Below are 16,657 nucleotides of genomic sequence, written 5' to 3'. Positions count from 1 at the left end.
AATTCTTCCTTTAGGGAGATTACTTTGATTTCAGCTGATCGCATCACCTTTTATGGGATGGGATTTCACGTTGACTGTTAACCGTCAACGGTCATCAATAATTTATCAATGAATAATACTGCTTAAAATATTGCCAAAAACGGGGTGGAAAACACAATTTTCCCGAGGTATAAACTTTAGTTGACTTTTGGTTCTGTAAAAAGAGCACAATTGCCCAAGAGAAACATTATGTCTTCTGTTGAGCGATTTGGTATCCGTCAGAGATTGTTAGAAGGAATTGAACTAGGTTTGGAACCCACATTCCGCACCCACCAAACTCACGAATTCAATCTACTATGCCTTGTCACCAGTTTTGCACTTTATTTATATAGCCCTCTTAAACATTACTCGTACTGCTAACAAGTTTTTCCCCTTTCAACATCCGCGCCGCAGCTTCAAGTAGAGCTTCTTCGAGATAAGGCTTGGTAAAGTAGCCACTAGCGCCGAGTTGAGCTGCAATTTGTCTGTGCTTGTCTGCACCTCGTGAGGTGAGCATTGCGATCGGTAAGTGGTTGAGGTTAGAGTCTTTCTGAATGCGAGAGAGTAACTCCAGACCATCGCAACGGGGCATTTCGATGTCGCAAAATACAATATCGCAAGGCAGACCAGAGCGGAGTTTATCCCAAGCTTCCTGTCCGTCACGCGCCTGTTCTACGCGATAACCTGCCTTATTAAACGTTAGGGAGAGCAACTCTCGGACTGTAATCGAGTCATCGACGATTAGCACTGTCGGGTCAATCTTCGCAGGAGAAGTGTCTACAGGAATCCCTTTCTGTTGCCAAGAATTGCCACCAATTTGCGTAGAAATTCGTCCTTGGAAGATGTCAATTATTTCTAGTACGTCAGCAATGGGCATAATCCGACCATCACCCAGGACTGTGGCACCGGCTACACCAATGGGTTTAGGCGCTGGCCCTTCAAATTGCTTAATTACAATTTCTTGTTCGCTCAACACTAGGTCAATTTGTAGAGCAATCAAGGTATTTGCCGATCGCACCACGACCACAGAAACCATATCATCATCTCTAGTGCCGCCATAGACATTGCCGCGACTGATTTGGCGATTGAAGGTTAAAAGTTCCTTCAGGGGACGGAATGGCAGCACCGTATCGCGCCAGGAAATAAATGATTCTCCATTGGCATCGTGCTGAATATTTTTGACTGGTATATCCAGCGTATCTTCTACACCGTCCATCGGGAAAGCAATTCTGGCTCGATCGGAGACGCAGCAGAGAGCTTTACAAATACTCAGAGTCAGTGGCAGACGGATGGTGAAAGTGGTTCCCTTACCGATCGCAGAATCGGTGTTCACTGTCCCCCGAATTTCGCTAATCTCGGAGCGCACTACGTCCATACCCACACCACGACCGGAAATTTCATCTGCTTGGTCTTTGATTGTAAAACCAGACTGGAACAGCAGATCGTAGACTTCCAGGCGAGACATGGCTTTTGCTTGCGCTTCTGTAATCATGCCAATCTTCACCGCCTTAGCCTTAACCTTTGCTGAGTCAATACCTGCACCATCATCGCCTACAGAAATGATCGTTTGGTTGCCTTGGTGAAAAGCACGGATAGTAATGATTCCTACGGGTGGTTTTCCAGCAGCTTGCCTTTCTTCTGGCGTTTCAATACCGTGAGCGATCGCATTATTCAGCATGTGAGTTAACGGATCGGTCAGATGATCCAAAATCATCTTGTCAATTAGGGTATCACCACCTTCGATCACCAACTCTACTTGTTTGCCACACTTAATGGCATTGTCGCGCACTCCTCGCCGCCAGCGATCGATAGTTTGGGCAAAAGGCACCATTCGCGCTCTTGTTAATCCCTCTTGTAGCTGGGTGGTTACTTGGCGGAATTGCCTTGCTACGCGCTCGGTTTCTTCGGTAACGAAATCAATGTCACTTGCCGACTCACGCACTCGCACAATGCGTTCAATCATCTGCTGGGACAGGGTATGGAAGGGAGTAAAACGATCCATTTCTAACTCACTAAAACCCCTATCGGCATTGGAATCAGGCGCTTGTAAGCCGGAGTCTTTGTTTTTGCGTCCAGCTAACAGAGAAGCTTCTAGTAGCGATCGCTCGTACAACTCTTGCATTCTTGCGCCCACATCCGAAAGTTGTTGTACCTGAATCAGCAAGTTATCTAATGACTGCCGCAGCCGTTCGTGATCCTGCTCTAAGGTATTGCGATTTACTACCAACTCCCCAACTAAATTACTCATATCATCCAGTTGCTTAACTGGAACCTTCATGGTTTCTTCAAATCTCGCAGCCCTACGAGTAGAGGGACGGGCAGTTTTGTTGGTGTTAGATTTTACTGATGGTGAATGGGATATTGTTTGATCCGCTTCTGCCAGCAACTTCTCTAAGTCACCAAATTCATCTATAGCTGGTGATGGAATGGCATTTTTCGCCAAAACTGGTTGAGTGTTGAAGGGCTGGTGTTGGCGTAGCCCATCGTAGACATCGCTGGCGTTATCTGTAGCTAGCAATTCTTCTAGAGCTGCAAAATCTACTTCTGGTATCTCCTTAGCTTTGGGGCTAAGTGCTACTTCCTCTCCTAGTAATGCTTCCAAGTCTGAAAAGTCATCTTCTGGAGCAACTATTTCAACGTTTTCTGTTGTTACCAATTCTTCAGTTGAGGTAACAATAGCGTTTTCGCCCTCTGACACTGGTACAGATTCAGATGTCTCTGCTAGATTCCACAAATCGGTTTCTACACTTTCCTGAATAACCGTTTGTGTCAAGTCATTGACATCTGTCGCACTTTCTCCTAATTCTTCCTGGTTTTCTGCTTCTAATAGAGCAGTTTCTGTAAACAATAAATCATTTACCGAACTCAGGTCTGTACTTTCAAAAGCTGTGTTTTCTGGTAACTCGATGCCAATTTCTAAGTTATTGTTCTGCTCAGTACCTACAACTTCTGGGCTTATCTGGAGGAATGCTGAAGTTTCCCCAGAAATAATATCTAAAGGAGTTTCTATAGCCGATAGTTCATCCACAGCATTATCTGTGGTTTCCAGCTGAATATAAGTAGATGTCGCTACATCTTCAAATAGCAGTTGCGGATTTTCATCGAATGAGCCGAACAAATCATCTGGCTGTGCTTGAGATGATACTAAATCTGAAGTTTCCTCAGAACTACTATCTAAAGGAGTTTCTATAGCTGATAGTTCATCCACAGAATTATCTGTGGTTTCCATCTGAATATAGGTAGATGTAGCTACATCTTCAAACAGCAGTTGTGGAGTTTCATCGAATGAGCCGAACAAATCCTCTGGCTGTGCTTGAGATGATGCTGAATCTGAAGTTTCCCCAGAACTAATATCTAAAGAAGTTTCTGTAGTTGATAATTCATCCACAGTATTATCTGTGGTTTCCATCTGAATATAGGTAGATGTAGCTACATCTTGAAATAGCAGTTGTGGATTTTCATCGAATGAGCCGAACAAATCCTCTGGCTGTGCTTGAGATGATGCTGAATCTGAAGTTTCCCCAGAACTAATATCTAAAGAAGTTTCTGTAGTTGATAATTCATCCACAGTATTATCTGTGGTTTCCATCTGAATATAGGTAGATGTAGCTACATCTTGAAATAGCAGTTGTGGATTTTCATCGAATGAGCCGAACAAATCCTCTGGCTGTGCTTGAGATGATGCTGAATCTAAAGTTTCCCCAGAACTAATATCTAAAGAAGTTTCTGTAGCCGATAGTTCATCCACAGAATTATCTGTGGTTTCCATCTGAATATAGGTGGATGTAGCTACATCTTCAAACAGTAGTTGTGGAGTTTCATCGAAAGAGCCGAACGAATCAACTTCCAGAGCAACAGTAGATATGTCTGGGGGCTGATTAGTAAATTCTGGAACAAAATCTAAAGCTTCTGGTTGTTGCGATCGCTTAATAATTTCTTCCCCTACATGTTGCGCGAACAAAGGCGTTTCAGGCGTGGAGGACTGTATGCTATCGTTGATTGCAAGGGAAATAGTTGAGTTACTCAATGCTAACTCATCAAATAAATCATCTCCAGAATCTGATAATATCAAATCTAGCTGTTCTTGTTGCTGGAAATTGATATCAAAATCTTCCTCTATGTCAAAACTGGCTATAGGAGAAGGCATTACCTGCTGACTCTCGGCAAAAATGTCATCAGCCGCAGCAAATAAACTCTCCTCTAATGCCCTTTCCACATTTTGCTCAATTAAGGAATCGAATTCGTCCTGTTCCTCTGTGGTTTCCTGGTTCCAGAAGTTGCTCAGATCATTTTCTGATTGAGAAAACTCAGGTGCTGTTGCTGGAGATGTATCAAACAAATCACCAAGTTCTGGTTCACTTGTAGGCAGTAGTGTCTGTTCTTCCATTTCAGCAAATAGGCTATCTAAAGATAAGCTTGTTTGCTGGGGTAATTCTATGTAGTCACTAGGGGTAATTTCTTCTACCCAATTTGCATTTCTAGCTTCTAAGAATAAGTTATCAAAACTGTTTTGCTGATTAGTAGATAGTTCCACGCTGGCGAACGTCTCAGTTTCTGGTTGAGTTACTTCGCCTGTAGTTAATAATTCACTATCATCTAGTGCCAGTGTCAATAAATCTTCAGCTACATCGTTTTTGTTAACACTATTTTGGACAATCTCCTCAGGAGGCTGGTTTATATCACTAGGAATATCAATAAATTCTGGTAAATTTTCGGCAGAAGAAGAGTCTAAATTTATATCAAGTACGTTAACATCGCTCAACTCTAAAGTTGTAGGTGACGTTTGTTGATTTTGTAGTTCTGAATTCTCTTTTTCTAGGAAATTGTCGCCAAATAACAGGGAGAAATCTTCTGTCTTGGCTATGTTTGTTAGATGCTGCTCGTTGCTTGTGTCTTCATCAAAGGAGAGGAAATCGGATAAATCGCTATTAGCATCCTCAGCATCAGTGCTGCTGAAATCAATCCCAAAATCATCAGTGGCAGCAATATCTAAGGTTTCTTCTTGATGCCAGCTTTCATCTAGTTCGGGAGTATCACCTTCAAATAAATCGGCAAGCGTATTTAACTCAGCTATTCCTACTTCTGGCCCATTGGGGTCAAGATTGCTACTGATTGGATGTGCTTCGTCATGTGTGGTGAAAGTAAGACTAGTGTGAGTTGCAGCGTTTAGTGGTGTCCCTTGTTGAAGATAGGGGCGAACGCTAGTATCCTCGTCTAGATTCAGTTCTTCAGTTGTCTGGGCTAGGTTAGTTATGACTAACGACTCGGTATTACCAAATAGAATTGGCTCTGACACAATGGATGATTTTGCCAAAGCCGCAGACTGTTCGTCAAACAAATCAGGGGGAACTTCTAATAACTCAATTTCTGCAAAGCTCAAAAGTGCTTCTAGTTGCTGACTAATTGCAATTTCGGCTTCCCTACCTTGCAGGACTAATTCTTGAGCTTGCTTGATTTCGGTAATAACAATTTTAGCTAACGTGAGATAGGTATTTTCAGGATTGCCGATCGCACTGGCTGCTGCTTGACACAAACCACACCACTTGGGCAAATTCCAAGTCTCACCAAGTTTGACTAACTGGTAACAGCATTGCTGAAGGTTTTGTCGAGTTGAGGGTGTTGTGGTTTGCTTAAACAGTTGCAACATTTCCCGTAGTCGTTGCAGCACTGGGGCTTGGAACTCGCCCCAATTATTATTTTCTTTGGCGGTGGTTGGCGATAGCGCAGCTTTAGCAAGCCTACTAGCGTCTCGTACCTGTTGGGGTGCTACTGAGAAGGATATTTCTGGAGATTCCTGATGGGTGTCTTCTGGCAAACCGGGAATATCTCGCCGCAGAAAAAGTTCTGTAAGTGTGGAGACATTTTCTACAGAGGTTGTGTGTACTTCTGTTGCGCTGGCTACTGCATTGTTTCCTTGTTCTACAAGTAGTTCCAAATGCTGATTTAGCCATTGAAAGACTGGTTCAGTTTCTGACATCAAAGTATTAGCTGCATCTTCAGAAAGGCCAAATGGCCCGCTTAAATGCTCTAACAGCGCTTTAAGGGTATCAGATACACCAAGAAATAAAGACTCTAACTTTTGGTCAACCTGAACCGGATGCTCTTTGAGAACTTTGAAGCAATCTTCCAGACGGTGGGAGGTATGCTGGATGCTAGTCAATCCAAGCATCGCCGCTCCTCCTTTGATGGAGTGAGCCGCCCGGAAGACTTCACTGATCATTTCCGGGTCGTTCAGGGTACCTTCTAGATTCAGCAACCCCTGTTCAATGGTATTCAGGTGATCCCTGGCTTCTTCGATAAAGTAACCCAAAATCCGCTGTTGTTGTTCCGGCAGCATAGTTTTTTAGTCAAGAGTCATTAGTCATTAGTCATTAGTTATGAGTCATTAGTCATTAGTCATTGGTTACTTGATACTGAGCGCAGCCTCTCGTAGAGAAGTATTGGTCATTAGCAAATAACAAAGGACAAAGGACAAATGACAATTTACCTGGTTTCCATAGTTTCGACTCGGAAACGTTCAACGGAAGCGATCAAGTCACGGGATACACCTACTAAGTGTTGTAGGGCACCTGAAACTCGCTGTGCTTCCTGGGAAGTTTCTTGGGCGGTGAGTTCTACTGATTGCATTACGTGAGCGACAGCGCGGGAGGTTTCAGTTTGTTCCACAGTGTCGCTGGTAATTGAGCGCACAAGAATATCGATGCGATTCGCTACTTGAATAATGTTTTCAAGCGATCGCTTGGCTTCTTCTGCCAATTTTGTACCTTTAATCACTTGTTGTGTGCCTTCTTCCATCGCGGTCATTACAGAGCCTGTTTCGCTTTGGATTTGCATCACAATCTGTTCAATTTCCTTGAGGGATTTAGCAGATTTGTCTGCTAACTGGCGCACTTCGTCTGCAACGATCGCAAACCCGCGTCCAGCTTCTCCCGCCCTTGCCGCCTCAATACTAGCATTGAGTGCCAGTAAGTTTGTTCTGGAAGCAATTTGAGAAATCAACGCCACAATTTTAGAAATCTCTTGGGAAGATTCCGCCAGCCGCTTCACTTTGCGAGTGGTTTCGGCAACGGTTTCTCGAATTTCCAAAATCCCCGCCACAGTATTTTCTACTGCTTCGCCACCTTGGAGAGCGATCGTACTAGCATCACGGGCAACGGTTTCAGCTTCCCGTGCCGCCTCTGCTACCCGCTGAATCGAGTCGGTCATTACCTGTACAGAATTCAGCGTCACTGCCAACTCTTCGGCTTGGCGCAAAGCATCACTAGATAAAGCTCTCGCAAAGGTTTCGGAGTTGGTTGCACCTTTTGTTACATCCTTCGCTGCCACTTTTACCTGTTGCACAATATCCCGCAGGTTTTGAATTGTCAGGTTAAAGGCGTCAGCTACCGCTCCTAGTACGTCAGCTGTCACTTCAGCTTGGACTGTTAAATCGCCTCTGGCAGCTCCTTCCACATCATCCAAGAGGCGAATCACCTGGCGTTGTAGGTTTTCTTTGGCTTCCTCTTGTTCATCGGCTTTCCGTTGGGCTTCACTTGTGGTTGTGAAAATTACCCGCGCCATTTCATTAAAGCCAGTGGATAAATGCCCCAATTCATCTTCAGAATACACTGTAGCTTGAGCATTCAAGTTTCCTTGACGTACAGCCTCAAACTGAGCTTGCAGATCATTAGTTGTGCGCCGAATTTGTTTAAGGGCAAGATTCCCCATAAAGCCTGCGGTAGCAAAACCTGCAATCCCAGCCGCGAGTGACATTGCCCAACCTGTGTTTCGTACTGATTCTCGTTGTTGGGGTGGCGAAAATGTGGTGGCGACAAAGCTAACAGTGGCTACAACGAGCGCCGAGACAATGCCCACACTTCCTGCAATTAACCATTGTTTCCTTTCGATGGAGGCATTCTCTAATGGTGCTAACCATCCTTGCTCAATGCTGACGTTGGGTTCTAGTTTCGAGACATCTGTCTGGCTAAAGACTGGAACTGCTTCATGGGAACCAGTCATCGAGAATAGTTCCTCATCGCGATCAGCTGCATTACTTGCAGAAGCCTCCACGACTTGAGAGCGTCCACTGCCACTAGTTTCTAGCGGAGCAGAATGCATTGCTAGATCACCGAAGTTAGAATCTCCTTCGATCAGGTCAAACCCTGGAATGCTGCCTAAGTCATCAAATTCCTCAAAGTCATCTAAAAATTCTATATTGCTCTTAGAATTTTCTCCATTCAGTATATTGTTTGAGTCTTCATAAGGACTTATCCCCTCTGAGCCAAAGGCAGACTCAAATGCTTCCATATCAAAATTATCATCGTCATCAAAGCTATTTTTACCGATGACTTCACCTGATTTAAACTGCTTTTCTTTCAGAGGGAGATTGCTGCTAAAATGTGAAGCATCATCATATAACTCCGGCACAAAAGCTTCTTCTTCTCCAATTTTTTTTGCCTTTAACCAATCATTTTCTTCGGTTTCAGGTAAATCATATTGACTGTTATTATTTGTTGAATAACTATCATTAAGTTCTTTTTCAACAATCAGTAAAGTTTCGTCTCCCAAATTAGATTTTGTATATTCTAACTTTTCAAGGCTAAGTTCTGGAGACTTTGGCTCACTCAAAAAATCAGAAAAATTATTCTCGTCATTCCTAATTTGTGCATTAGATGAAGAGTTATGATTGTCAATAGCTAAATTACCGTGCTCAGAATTTATCCCATTATCTGAAAAATGACTATTTCCTAATGATTCTTCATGGCTATCTTCTGATCCATCTTCCTGCCAGAAAGCGGGCAACTCTAATTCTGTTTTCGCTTCCCAACTGCTGCTATTAGACTCTTGTTCCTGTAGTTCTTCATTGAAGGCAAAAGGATCGTCACCAAAAGTTATAGAAGAATCTGATATTTTTCTCGTTCCAATACTATCTTCTGTGGGTATGTCAAATGGGCTTTTTGAAGATATTTCTTCAATGCCATTTACAGTTTCTTGATGCTCTTGCTCTACAAAAAAGCTCAAATCAAGATTTTTGCTGTCAAACTCCTGACTAGCGCCTAAATTTTCTAATTCTTGTTCACTATATGCTAGTGCATCAGACATCTCTGAGGAATTTTGCTCTTGGCTTTCTGATGTATCAATCTGCCCACTGAATGATTCTAAATATTGATTGATATTCTCAATTCCATTATTGGCAAAACCAATAATTTCTTGATCGTCAGTCAAGCTTAATACCTGTTGATATTCTTCTTTTGCTACATCGTACTGCTGCAAAACATAGTAGATGTGACCCCGTAACAAATGGGAGTTGGGGTCATTTGGTAAATTTTGCACCACTTGGTCAACTAAAGTGGCGGCAACCTCATAATTCCTTTGAACATAGGCGGTCATCGCCTGTTGATATGTTGGCTCGTAATTATCAATACTTGCTGCCATTTCCTCCTCCAATTTCATCCTGCCCACCTAGCACTCCGTAAAATTGCCATTTGATCGAGCAGCCGTAGACACTGATTGTTTTTAGCACCTAATAACCACTCTCCACGTAAAAAAGGAGCCATAGTATCTGGAACACTAGTTGGTGGCATGAGATTCTGGACATCCAACCAATGCATACCACCGATTTCCTCTACTGCTAAACCTACTATTGTGTCTTGCTCTTCAATAGCAATCACCGGAATTTCAGCTCTATCTGTGTTTAATGCACTTGCTTCCCCAAGAAATTGACCCAAATCAGCTACCCAAATAACTCGACCTCGTAAATTTAGAGTACCCAAAAGTAAAGGAGAAGCATTAGGAATCGGGGTGATTCTATCAGGACTTAGTTCAATTACCTCCCGGATGCCAGTTGCTTGTAGTGCAAACTCCTGATGCGAGGGAATGTAAAACCTCAAATGTAACTCACCTTCAGGACTTTCTACTTGTAATTCTGGTCGGAAATGGTCTTGACCACTGCCACTTAAAAAGTCCGGTTTGCTGACCATATTGCTTTTATCCTTATCCTCGCAGCAGTTGTTTGACTGTTCCCACCAACTCGGTTGGTTGGAATGGTTTGGCTATGTAGGCGTCTGCACCTTGCTTCATGCCCCAATAACGATCAAATTCTTCGCCTTTGGAAGAACACATAACCACAGGGACATTTTGGGTTTTTGGATCGGATTTTAACCGCCGACAAACTTCGTAGCCATTCATCCGGGGCATGACAATATCTAATACCACTAAATCGGGAGGTGCTATTTGAATTGCCTCCAATGCTTCTAATCCGTCGCTGGCATGGGTTACTGTTAGGCCAGTTGCTTTCAGGAGGTCTGTAATCATCTCCCTTTGCGCGATACTGTCTTCCACAATCAGAACTGTACTCATAAATGTCTATTTACCTCCTGATGTAAACGTTCCTATTTGGAACATTCCCTGATTCCTCCGCAAATATTAACTGTATAAATTAATTCTAGAGTTTCACTATTTTCCTGGATATTGACGTTTTACTGAGATGGCTGACTCTGTGATAACATCTTTTACCTGATCTTTTAGTAGATCAACAAATCTTCGATCTCTTTATATGCTCCATAGATGAGGGAGAAATGATCAATGCCCCATGCCCAATGCCCTATTTTCATTGGTTGTTGATATATTTCTCCACAAGCATAAGTAACTCAGTGTCTGTAAATGGTTTTGTTAAATAATCTGTTGCCCCGACCATACTAGCTTTGACTCGATCAATAAATCCATCTTTACCAGTGAGCATAATAATCGGTATGAGCCGAAATGCTGTTGAATGTCGCAGCATGGCGCAAACCTCGTATCCTTCCAATTGCGACATGGCAATGTCGCATAAAATTAAATCCGGTTTGAGTTGAAAAACCAGACTCAGTGCCTCTAAAGGATTGGTGAGAGCGATCGCTTCATAACCTTGTGGTTGTAAGATCGAATTTATAGTCTCACCGATGGCGATCGCATCGTCAATACATACTACCCGCCCCTTGGATTTTCCTTGCAATTCCCAGCTATCAGTATGGGTATCTGATTTAACTGTGGTTGAATATACTAGTTGTAACCAACTCTGCTGCACATATGGATATATTGCCTTAGCGACTGTTAAAATGTCTCGGTTAAGATAGCGAGCCAGTTGACGCAAGGATGTTTTACCATCAGCCCACTGTTGTAGCTTACTTACGGTTGCTTCTGGTAGCGATGATTGTAGCTGAACTTTGTCAGAGAGCACTGGCAATTGTTCTGGAGACTGAATATGTGGATATAGCTGCTTCCACTCTTGCACCTGCTTCGTAATTTTTGTAACAAAGGGAGCAATCTCGAAAGTGTTTAATTGTGGGGCAAGTGCCGCACCCTGATGGAAAATGAAGTTACCTTGGTGTAAACTCAGCAGATCAAAGAGGGTTTCATACACCAAGCTGTGAATGATACTACCAGCGATCTTGGGGTTGATAATATTCCGCTCCAAAAGTGCCCAAAGATAGGCATACTCTGGCGCGTCGGTTGATGGTAAGGAGGCAATTTGTTTGTCGGTGAGTCGCATCTCAACTCGGTAATGACGTAAATAATCGTTTATTCTAGATAAACTACTCTCGCCTTCTTGACAATAGATAATTTGACCATTAAGGAAAAAGACGAACCAAGACTGTTGTTTGGGGCGATAAATGCTTGCTCCGTCTCCACCCAGTTTGTTGTTATGGTGAGAGCTAGTAGCTCTCACCCATAGTTGCCCAGTTCGTTGTCCCAACTCGATCAATTGCAGGATACTGCAAATATCAATTTCATTTAGATTTCCCTGCATTTATCTAAAAAGTGCTCCTTCGGTATTGCTGAATTCTGAATTGTGAATTCTGAATTCTGACTTCTTCTTTAAGTATTGATTATGGAGTATTGCCAAGATTTTTACCCTGTTCCTTGTTGTCATTAAGTAATAGATTCAGTTATAAACCTTAATTTTTCGTAATACACTTCGACAAAGCTAGTGTTAACACGGAAGTCATCATCACTGTCATCAGTACAAAATATAAAGGCGCGACTAACTCGCTTTTATAAGTATCAAGACGTAATATCTCGCGTCTATAGTTTTGTCTGTCTTGTTCTCCTAAACTTCGGTTCGGTGAGACAAGTTAACAGAATTATTTAAGGTATATCCCAAAACACGAACTTTAAGTGCATCAATAAAGGACTAACGGTGTGCTGTATTTAGCAGAAGTACAAAAACAGAAAGGTGGTTTACTCAGTGGCGGTGCCAAAACTGAACTGAAACTGCTAGCTTGTCAGCGAACTGACCAGAATTGGAGTACTGTGTCGGAAGAAGTGATTGCCGCTGAGGACGCAAGCAAATTAAATGATGGTGCTTTGGTACTGGTTGAACTGAATCCGAATCGTCAAGTGCAGCGGATTCAAGAAGCAGGACGGCCACTAGTCAACATTTTGCAGAATTTTTCCCGCCAATTGGAGAAATTTAAGCTCAAGGAAGATGAGATTGATCAGTGGAAGCAATCGCTGACGTTTCAGGCGCAAGAGTTGAATCGCCGTGAAATGGACATGGAAGTACGCTCAGAACAGTTGCAACAATTAGAGGATGAGTTGCAACAACTAGAGGAGCAAAAACAGGAAGTTGACACATCCCGCCAGGAAATTGAACGGTTACAAACAGAAGTTGAACGCAACCGCCTAGAATTGGAAGGCGCTTGGGAGCATTTGCGGGGTGAGCAGCGTCGCCTGGAGGAACGTCAAGCGGATTTTCAACAGGGGACGGTTTTAGATGAGGAGCAAAGTCGGGTAATGAGTGAGTTACTCGATCGCTTATCTAGCCGTGTTGCTCCCACGGAGACTGTCAGAGAACAGTTGCATCTGGCCTTTGAATTGGTCGAAAAGCAGCAAGTTACTCTTGCTCCACACTGGCAAAAACTGGAGGAGCAAAAAACTACGATCGCACAACAACAAGAAGAAGTTGAGCGTTTGTCACAAACATTTAGCGATCGCCAAAATGCATTGCAAGAAGCACAAAATTCTCTAGTTCAGCAAACAGCCCAATTGCAGATAAATACAGCAGACCTCACTAGTAAGCAAGAGTATGCTCGGTTAATCAAAGAGCAGTTACGAAACGCCGAAGAGTTATATCAACAAATTCACTCTTTAGCTGCGACATCTGGTGATGTAGTTCTCGGACAGCAAGCTGATGTGGAAGCTTTGAATAAAATGTCTTTAGAAGAATTACAAAAGATAGTGCAAGATTTGCAATATAAGTTAGAAATAGACGCTAGCTTTGTTCACGATCAAGAACAAGAACTGAAATATAAACAAGAAGCTATAGAAGAGCTACAAACTAAAATAAATAATGCATCTGACCATGACCACATGAATTTGGAACTGGAACTAAATGATGAAAAAGACCTTTATCAGATGCTAAACTCCAGTTTGGTGGGACAACGCCGCAATATGCTACAGCATCAGAAGTTTCTTAAGCAACACCAAGCTGTATTGCTACGGCGACAAGGGCATACTGTTGTTGATGAAGAAGAAGGTAATAAAGTTAATTTAGAACCGATTCTGTTACAGATTGAAACCCAGCGACAACAATATTCACAAGAAATCCAAAAGCTGGAACGTGAGATTGAGCAGATTCGTTCTGGTGTTGAACTAAATCAGGGAATGATTGACAATCAAACCCACGATTTGGATGAAAAGCGCCAAGAACTGAAAGCAATTGAGGAAAACTTGCTATCTCTAAGAAGAACAACTGCTGAATGCTGTGGTCGAGTGAATCTCTATCAAGAAGCACTACAACCGATTCAGGATTCTCTAGATGGATTACGGCAAAAGCTGCAAGGAATTGCAGAATCTTTGGATCAATTCCAGGAAACTGGTGATTCTCAAGTCCAAGCGATCGCTCAGATGCGTCATACTCTCCAGAGTTTAATGCCTCAGCCAGAATTACTAGCGTCTTAACAAGTACTGGGGCTTTAGCCAAGCTAAAGCCCCAGTACGAACTATAAGCTGAGTTATTATTCCATAAATAAGCTAGATTCTATATGAAAAAACTCTCCCAGCTTACGCGCTTGTTCTGTATTTATCTTCTCTTGTCCATTTAAAATATTATTAAGCAAATCTTCTGTCCCTAAAACCGCTACTAAATCATCTCTACTTCTTTCAGATTCATTTAAAATAAATAACAACATAGATACAGGATTATTCTGTTGAATTGGCCGATAATATTCTTGTTCAAACTTCTCAATTAAAGTAATTAATAACTGATAAAGTTCGTCTTCTTCTGGGGTACGTTCCCGGTGCATTAAATCTTCCACTATCTTTAAAGCTTGCTCATTTTCAAGCTCACTTTTTATCAGTTTGGGAAGATAAGCTGTTAATAATTCCTTGTATTTATCTGGATTAAAAGTAAGGGTCATCTTTCCAGTTATCCTTATCATATTCCGCATGGGTGAGGATATATTTAATATAAATTAACTGTCCTTGATAATCTATACTAACAATCAAGCGATATTTATTTCCTTTAATATTGAAAACTGTAAAATTACCAACAGCTTCAGCTTTCAAAAAACCTGCTGTACTTCAACTAAATTTTGCCATTTCGCTTTGGTAGCAACCTTATACCAATTGCTTAATGCTTCCTGACAATATGAATGATTTTCTGCATATTCTCTTAAGATTCTGAAACTAATAATGTGCATCGTCCCTGATAACAAAAAGACTTTAAATAACTATTTAAAACAGATCCAGTCACCTTCTACTTGAGCGATCGCACCACCAGGAAATGGATCAGTTTGCGATCGGTTTGGCGCTATAATTAAAGCCGTTAATTTCTCGATGTGTTCAAAACTGGGCGCATCAGTAAGTATTTGCTGCAACACCTGACGCATCACCCGACGTTGCAGTGCCAATGGTGCTTTCTGCAATACCCGACGATTTAAGCGTAAGGGGAGTGGGGAGTAGGGAGTGGGGAGTAGGGGAGATGAGGAAAAAGCAGGCGAACTCTTAGCAGGGAGCAGAGGAGAAAGAGGTAATTTTTCATTCTCACCCATGCCCAATGCCCCATTCCGTAACTGCTGGGCAGCTTGTTCTAAATATTCTACTTCTGCTTGGAGAAGTTCTGCTGTTTGAGCTAAGGCTGATTCTACTTGAGGATTAAAATTTTCCCGCAAATATGGTATTAACTCTTGGCGAATGCGGTTGCGGGCATATTGCAAATCTTGATTGGTAGAATCTTCCCAAATTGGCAATTTAAATTCTTGACAAAATTGCTCTGTTTGTGAGCGAGTAATTTCTAACAGTGGACGCACTAGCATAATGCCTGTAGTTAGGGGGCGTTGCCAAGTTAGGGCTTGTAAGCCATCAGCACCAGTACCGCGAATTAAATTGTAGAGGAGAGTTTCGGCGCGATCGCTTGCGGTGTGTCCTGTAACTATATATTGATAATTATTTGCTTTGGCGATCGCACTTAAAGCTTGATAGCGCCAATCGCGTGCAGCAGCTTCACTATTTATCGGTTCGTTCGCTGTTTCTAAATAAAAGGATGTACCCCAAGTTTTAGCTAAGTTTTCGACATGATGAGCATTAACTTCAGAGTCAGAACGCCAGCGATGATCGCAGTGAGCAATACCTAAATGCCATCCCCATTTGGATTGTAAATCTAAAAGTAATTTTATTAAACACAGAGAATCTTGTCCGCCAGAGACAGCGACTAATAGACGCTGGTTGCGTTCAAATAAGTGGCGCGATCGGATTGTGCGATGAATTTTTGCGTGTAGAGGAGTCCATGCCATTTTTAGAACTTCTCATAGTTTTTGGATTTGACTTGCAGCCACAACTTGTTTAACAGTTAACGCTAGTTCGGGGAAAGTAGTAGAAATAATACGGTCATTGCCTGTAAACTTTTGGACTTGGTATTGACCCTCGACCAATTGGTAAACAAAAACTGTGGGGAGTTTCGGATTACCAAGATAAGCGCGAGAAGCGATCGCTAGATAATCTACAATCCAATATTCAGAGATACCGAGTCGCTGATACTCATCTAGCTTGTCAACGTAATCATCATCCCAGTTTGTTGAGGTGACTTCTACAGCAAGTTGGATAGGCTCAATCAGCGCACCGTATGCGAGAACATTGGTATTCCACTGTGATGCATTAACTACACTTACATCTGGATTTCTACCTCGTTCTTCCCCAGTATCAGTAAACGTCCTAACAATGATATCTTTATCAGCAATATAATCTAGTCCCAAGCGCCTAATTTCATCATTGAAGCCAAGCATTAAAAACCTTGCCACATTCTTATGCGCTCTAGTTGGCTCCACTGGTATAATCTCTCCGTTGATCAGTTCGTAAATGCCACCATCAGGGTATTGCTCTAGAAACTCTTCAAAAGTTAGTTTTTTAACTGGAGTCTGAACCATATTGTTCACTTGCTAAAAAAGGACTTAAAGTAATTTGTAATTGATAATGACGCTCCTAAATTGCTAACGTAATTCGTAATTTTTGAAAGTCAGATTCAATCTGGATTTCCAGGTTTGTGTCTGTTGCCTTATTTTAGGCAATTCTTGAACACAAAGTAATAATTTTGCAATACTCTCTGCGTCTGACTTTTCACGGCATCTAGAAAACCTCTCTCTAAATCTCTCTCCTAAAAGGAGAGAGACTTTGAATTTTCCCC

The 16,657-nt window shown here is 42.2% G+C and carries 10 protein-coding genes and 1 pseudogene; 1 reads left to right on the top strand and 10 read right to left on the bottom strand.

The window, feature by feature from the left end:
- Nucleotides 1–376: 376 nt before the first annotated feature.
- The 5 genes from VB740_RS02945 to VB740_RS02925 all read right to left on the bottom strand — a co-directional run bounded on the left by VB740_RS02945 (nucleotide 377) and on the right by VB740_RS02925 (nucleotide 11,785).
- On the bottom strand, nucleotides 377–6,355 hold the full coding sequence (locus tag VB740_RS02945) for a response regulator (RefSeq protein ID WP_323198585.1): 5,979 nt from the start codon (nucleotides 6,353–6,355) through the stop codon (nucleotides 377–379).
- A 146-nt stretch (nucleotides 6,356–6,501) separates the two neighbouring features.
- On the bottom strand, nucleotides 6,502–9,450 hold the full coding sequence (locus VB740_RS02940; RefSeq protein WP_416289093.1) for a methyl-accepting chemotaxis protein: 2,949 nt from the start codon (nucleotides 9,448–9,450) through the stop codon (nucleotides 6,502–6,504).
- The gene (locus VB740_RS02935) at nucleotides 9,447–9,977 is read right to left on the bottom strand and encodes a chemotaxis protein CheW (RefSeq protein ID WP_190891733.1); all 531 of its coding nucleotides are present in this window, start codon (nucleotides 9,975–9,977) and stop codon (nucleotides 9,447–9,449) included. The genes VB740_RS02940 and VB740_RS02935 overlap by 4 nt, the downstream gene beginning before the upstream one ends.
- A 13-nt stretch (nucleotides 9,978–9,990) precedes the next feature.
- Nucleotides 9,991–10,356, bottom strand: a complete 366-nt coding sequence (locus VB740_RS02930) for a response regulator transcription factor (protein WP_069073698.1) — start codon at nucleotides 10,354–10,356, stop codon at nucleotides 9,991–9,993.
- A gap of 250 nt (nucleotides 10,357–10,606) precedes the next feature.
- Entirely contained in the window at nucleotides 10,607–11,785 is a 1,179-nt protein-coding gene (locus VB740_RS02925) for a response regulator (protein ID WP_323198584.1), read from the bottom strand.
- Nucleotides 11,786–12,177: 392 nt separating this feature from the next.
- On the opposite strand from VB740_RS02925, the gene hmpF reads away from it, so the two are divergent.
- The gene (gene hmpF, locus VB740_RS02920; RefSeq protein ID WP_323198583.1) at nucleotides 12,178–13,938 is read left to right on the top strand and encodes a pilus motility taxis protein HmpF; all 1,761 of its coding nucleotides are present in this window, start codon (nucleotides 12,178–12,180) and stop codon (nucleotides 13,936–13,938) included.
- Between the two features lie 56 nt (nucleotides 13,939–13,994).
- Here hmpF and VB740_RS02915 read toward each other — a convergent pair whose 3' ends face one another.
- From VB740_RS02915 to VB740_RS02895, 5 genes and pseudogenes are all read right to left on the bottom strand, one after another.
- Nucleotides 13,995–14,396 (bottom strand): hypothetical protein, encoded by a 402-nt coding sequence (locus tag VB740_RS02915; protein ID WP_323198582.1) that lies wholly within the window; start codon nucleotides 14,394–14,396, stop codon nucleotides 13,995–13,997.
- Nucleotides 14,380–14,678 (bottom strand): annotated as a pseudogene (locus tag VB740_RS02910) (type II toxin-antitoxin system HigB family toxin). Before VB740_RS02910 ends, VB740_RS02915 begins: the two are co-directional and overlap by 17 nt.
- A gap of 30 nt (nucleotides 14,679–14,708) precedes the next feature.
- Nucleotides 14,709–15,770, bottom strand: a complete 1,062-nt coding sequence (gene tilS / locus VB740_RS02905) for a tRNA lysidine(34) synthetase TilS (RefSeq protein ID WP_323198581.1) — start codon at nucleotides 15,768–15,770, stop codon at nucleotides 14,709–14,711.
- Nucleotides 15,771–15,782: 12 nt separating this feature from the next.
- Nucleotides 15,783–16,400 carry a Uma2 family endonuclease gene (locus VB740_RS02900; protein ID WP_323198580.1) on the bottom strand — a complete coding sequence of 206 codons (618 nt, stop codon included), beginning with the start codon at nucleotides 16,398–16,400 and terminating at the stop codon, nucleotides 15,783–15,785.
- 63 nt (nucleotides 16,401–16,463) lie between these two features.
- Nucleotides 16,464–16,657 (bottom strand): hypothetical protein (locus VB740_RS02895; RefSeq protein ID WP_323198579.1); only part of this gene is annotated, 194 nt, incomplete at its 5' end.

This window comes from Nostoc sp. UHCC 0251, from assembly GCF_034932245.1.
In the GTDB taxonomy this organism is placed as follows: Bacteria; Cyanobacteriota; Cyanobacteriia; order Cyanobacteriales; family Nostocaceae; genus Nostoc.
Note: the sequence above shows the minus strand (reverse complement) of the source record. Positions and strands in the feature narration are given on the sequence as shown.

Excerpts from the sequence above, each read along its gene's own strand:
- VB740_RS02900 (WP_323198580.1), bottom strand. The coding sequence starts at position 16,400 with ATGGTTCAGACTCCAGTTAAAAAACTAACTTTTGAAGAGTTTCTAGAG.
- VB740_RS02925 (WP_323198584.1), bottom strand. The coding sequence starts at position 11,785 with ATGCAGGGAAATCTAAATGAAATTGATATTTGCAGTATCCTGCAATTG.
- VB740_RS02930 (WP_069073698.1), bottom strand. The coding sequence starts at position 10,356 with ATGAGTACAGTTCTGATTGTGGAAGACAGTATCGCGCAAAGGGAGATG.
- VB740_RS02940 (WP_416289093.1), bottom strand. The coding sequence starts at position 9,450 with ATGAAATTGGAGGAGGAAATGGCAGCAAGTATTGATAATTACGAGCCA.
- VB740_RS02915 (WP_323198582.1), bottom strand. The coding sequence starts at position 14,396 with ATGACCCTTACTTTTAATCCAGATAAATACAAGGAATTATTAACAGCT.
- VB740_RS02935 (WP_190891733.1), bottom strand. The coding sequence starts at position 9,977 with ATGGTCAGCAAACCGGACTTTTTAAGTGGCAGTGGTCAAGACCATTTC.
- VB740_RS02945 (WP_323198585.1), bottom strand. The coding sequence starts at position 6,355 with ATGCTGCCGGAACAACAACAGCGGATTTTGGGTTACTTTATCGAAGAA.
- tilS (WP_323198581.1), bottom strand. The coding sequence starts at position 15,770 with ATGGCATGGACTCCTCTACACGCAAAAATTCATCGCACAATCCGATCG.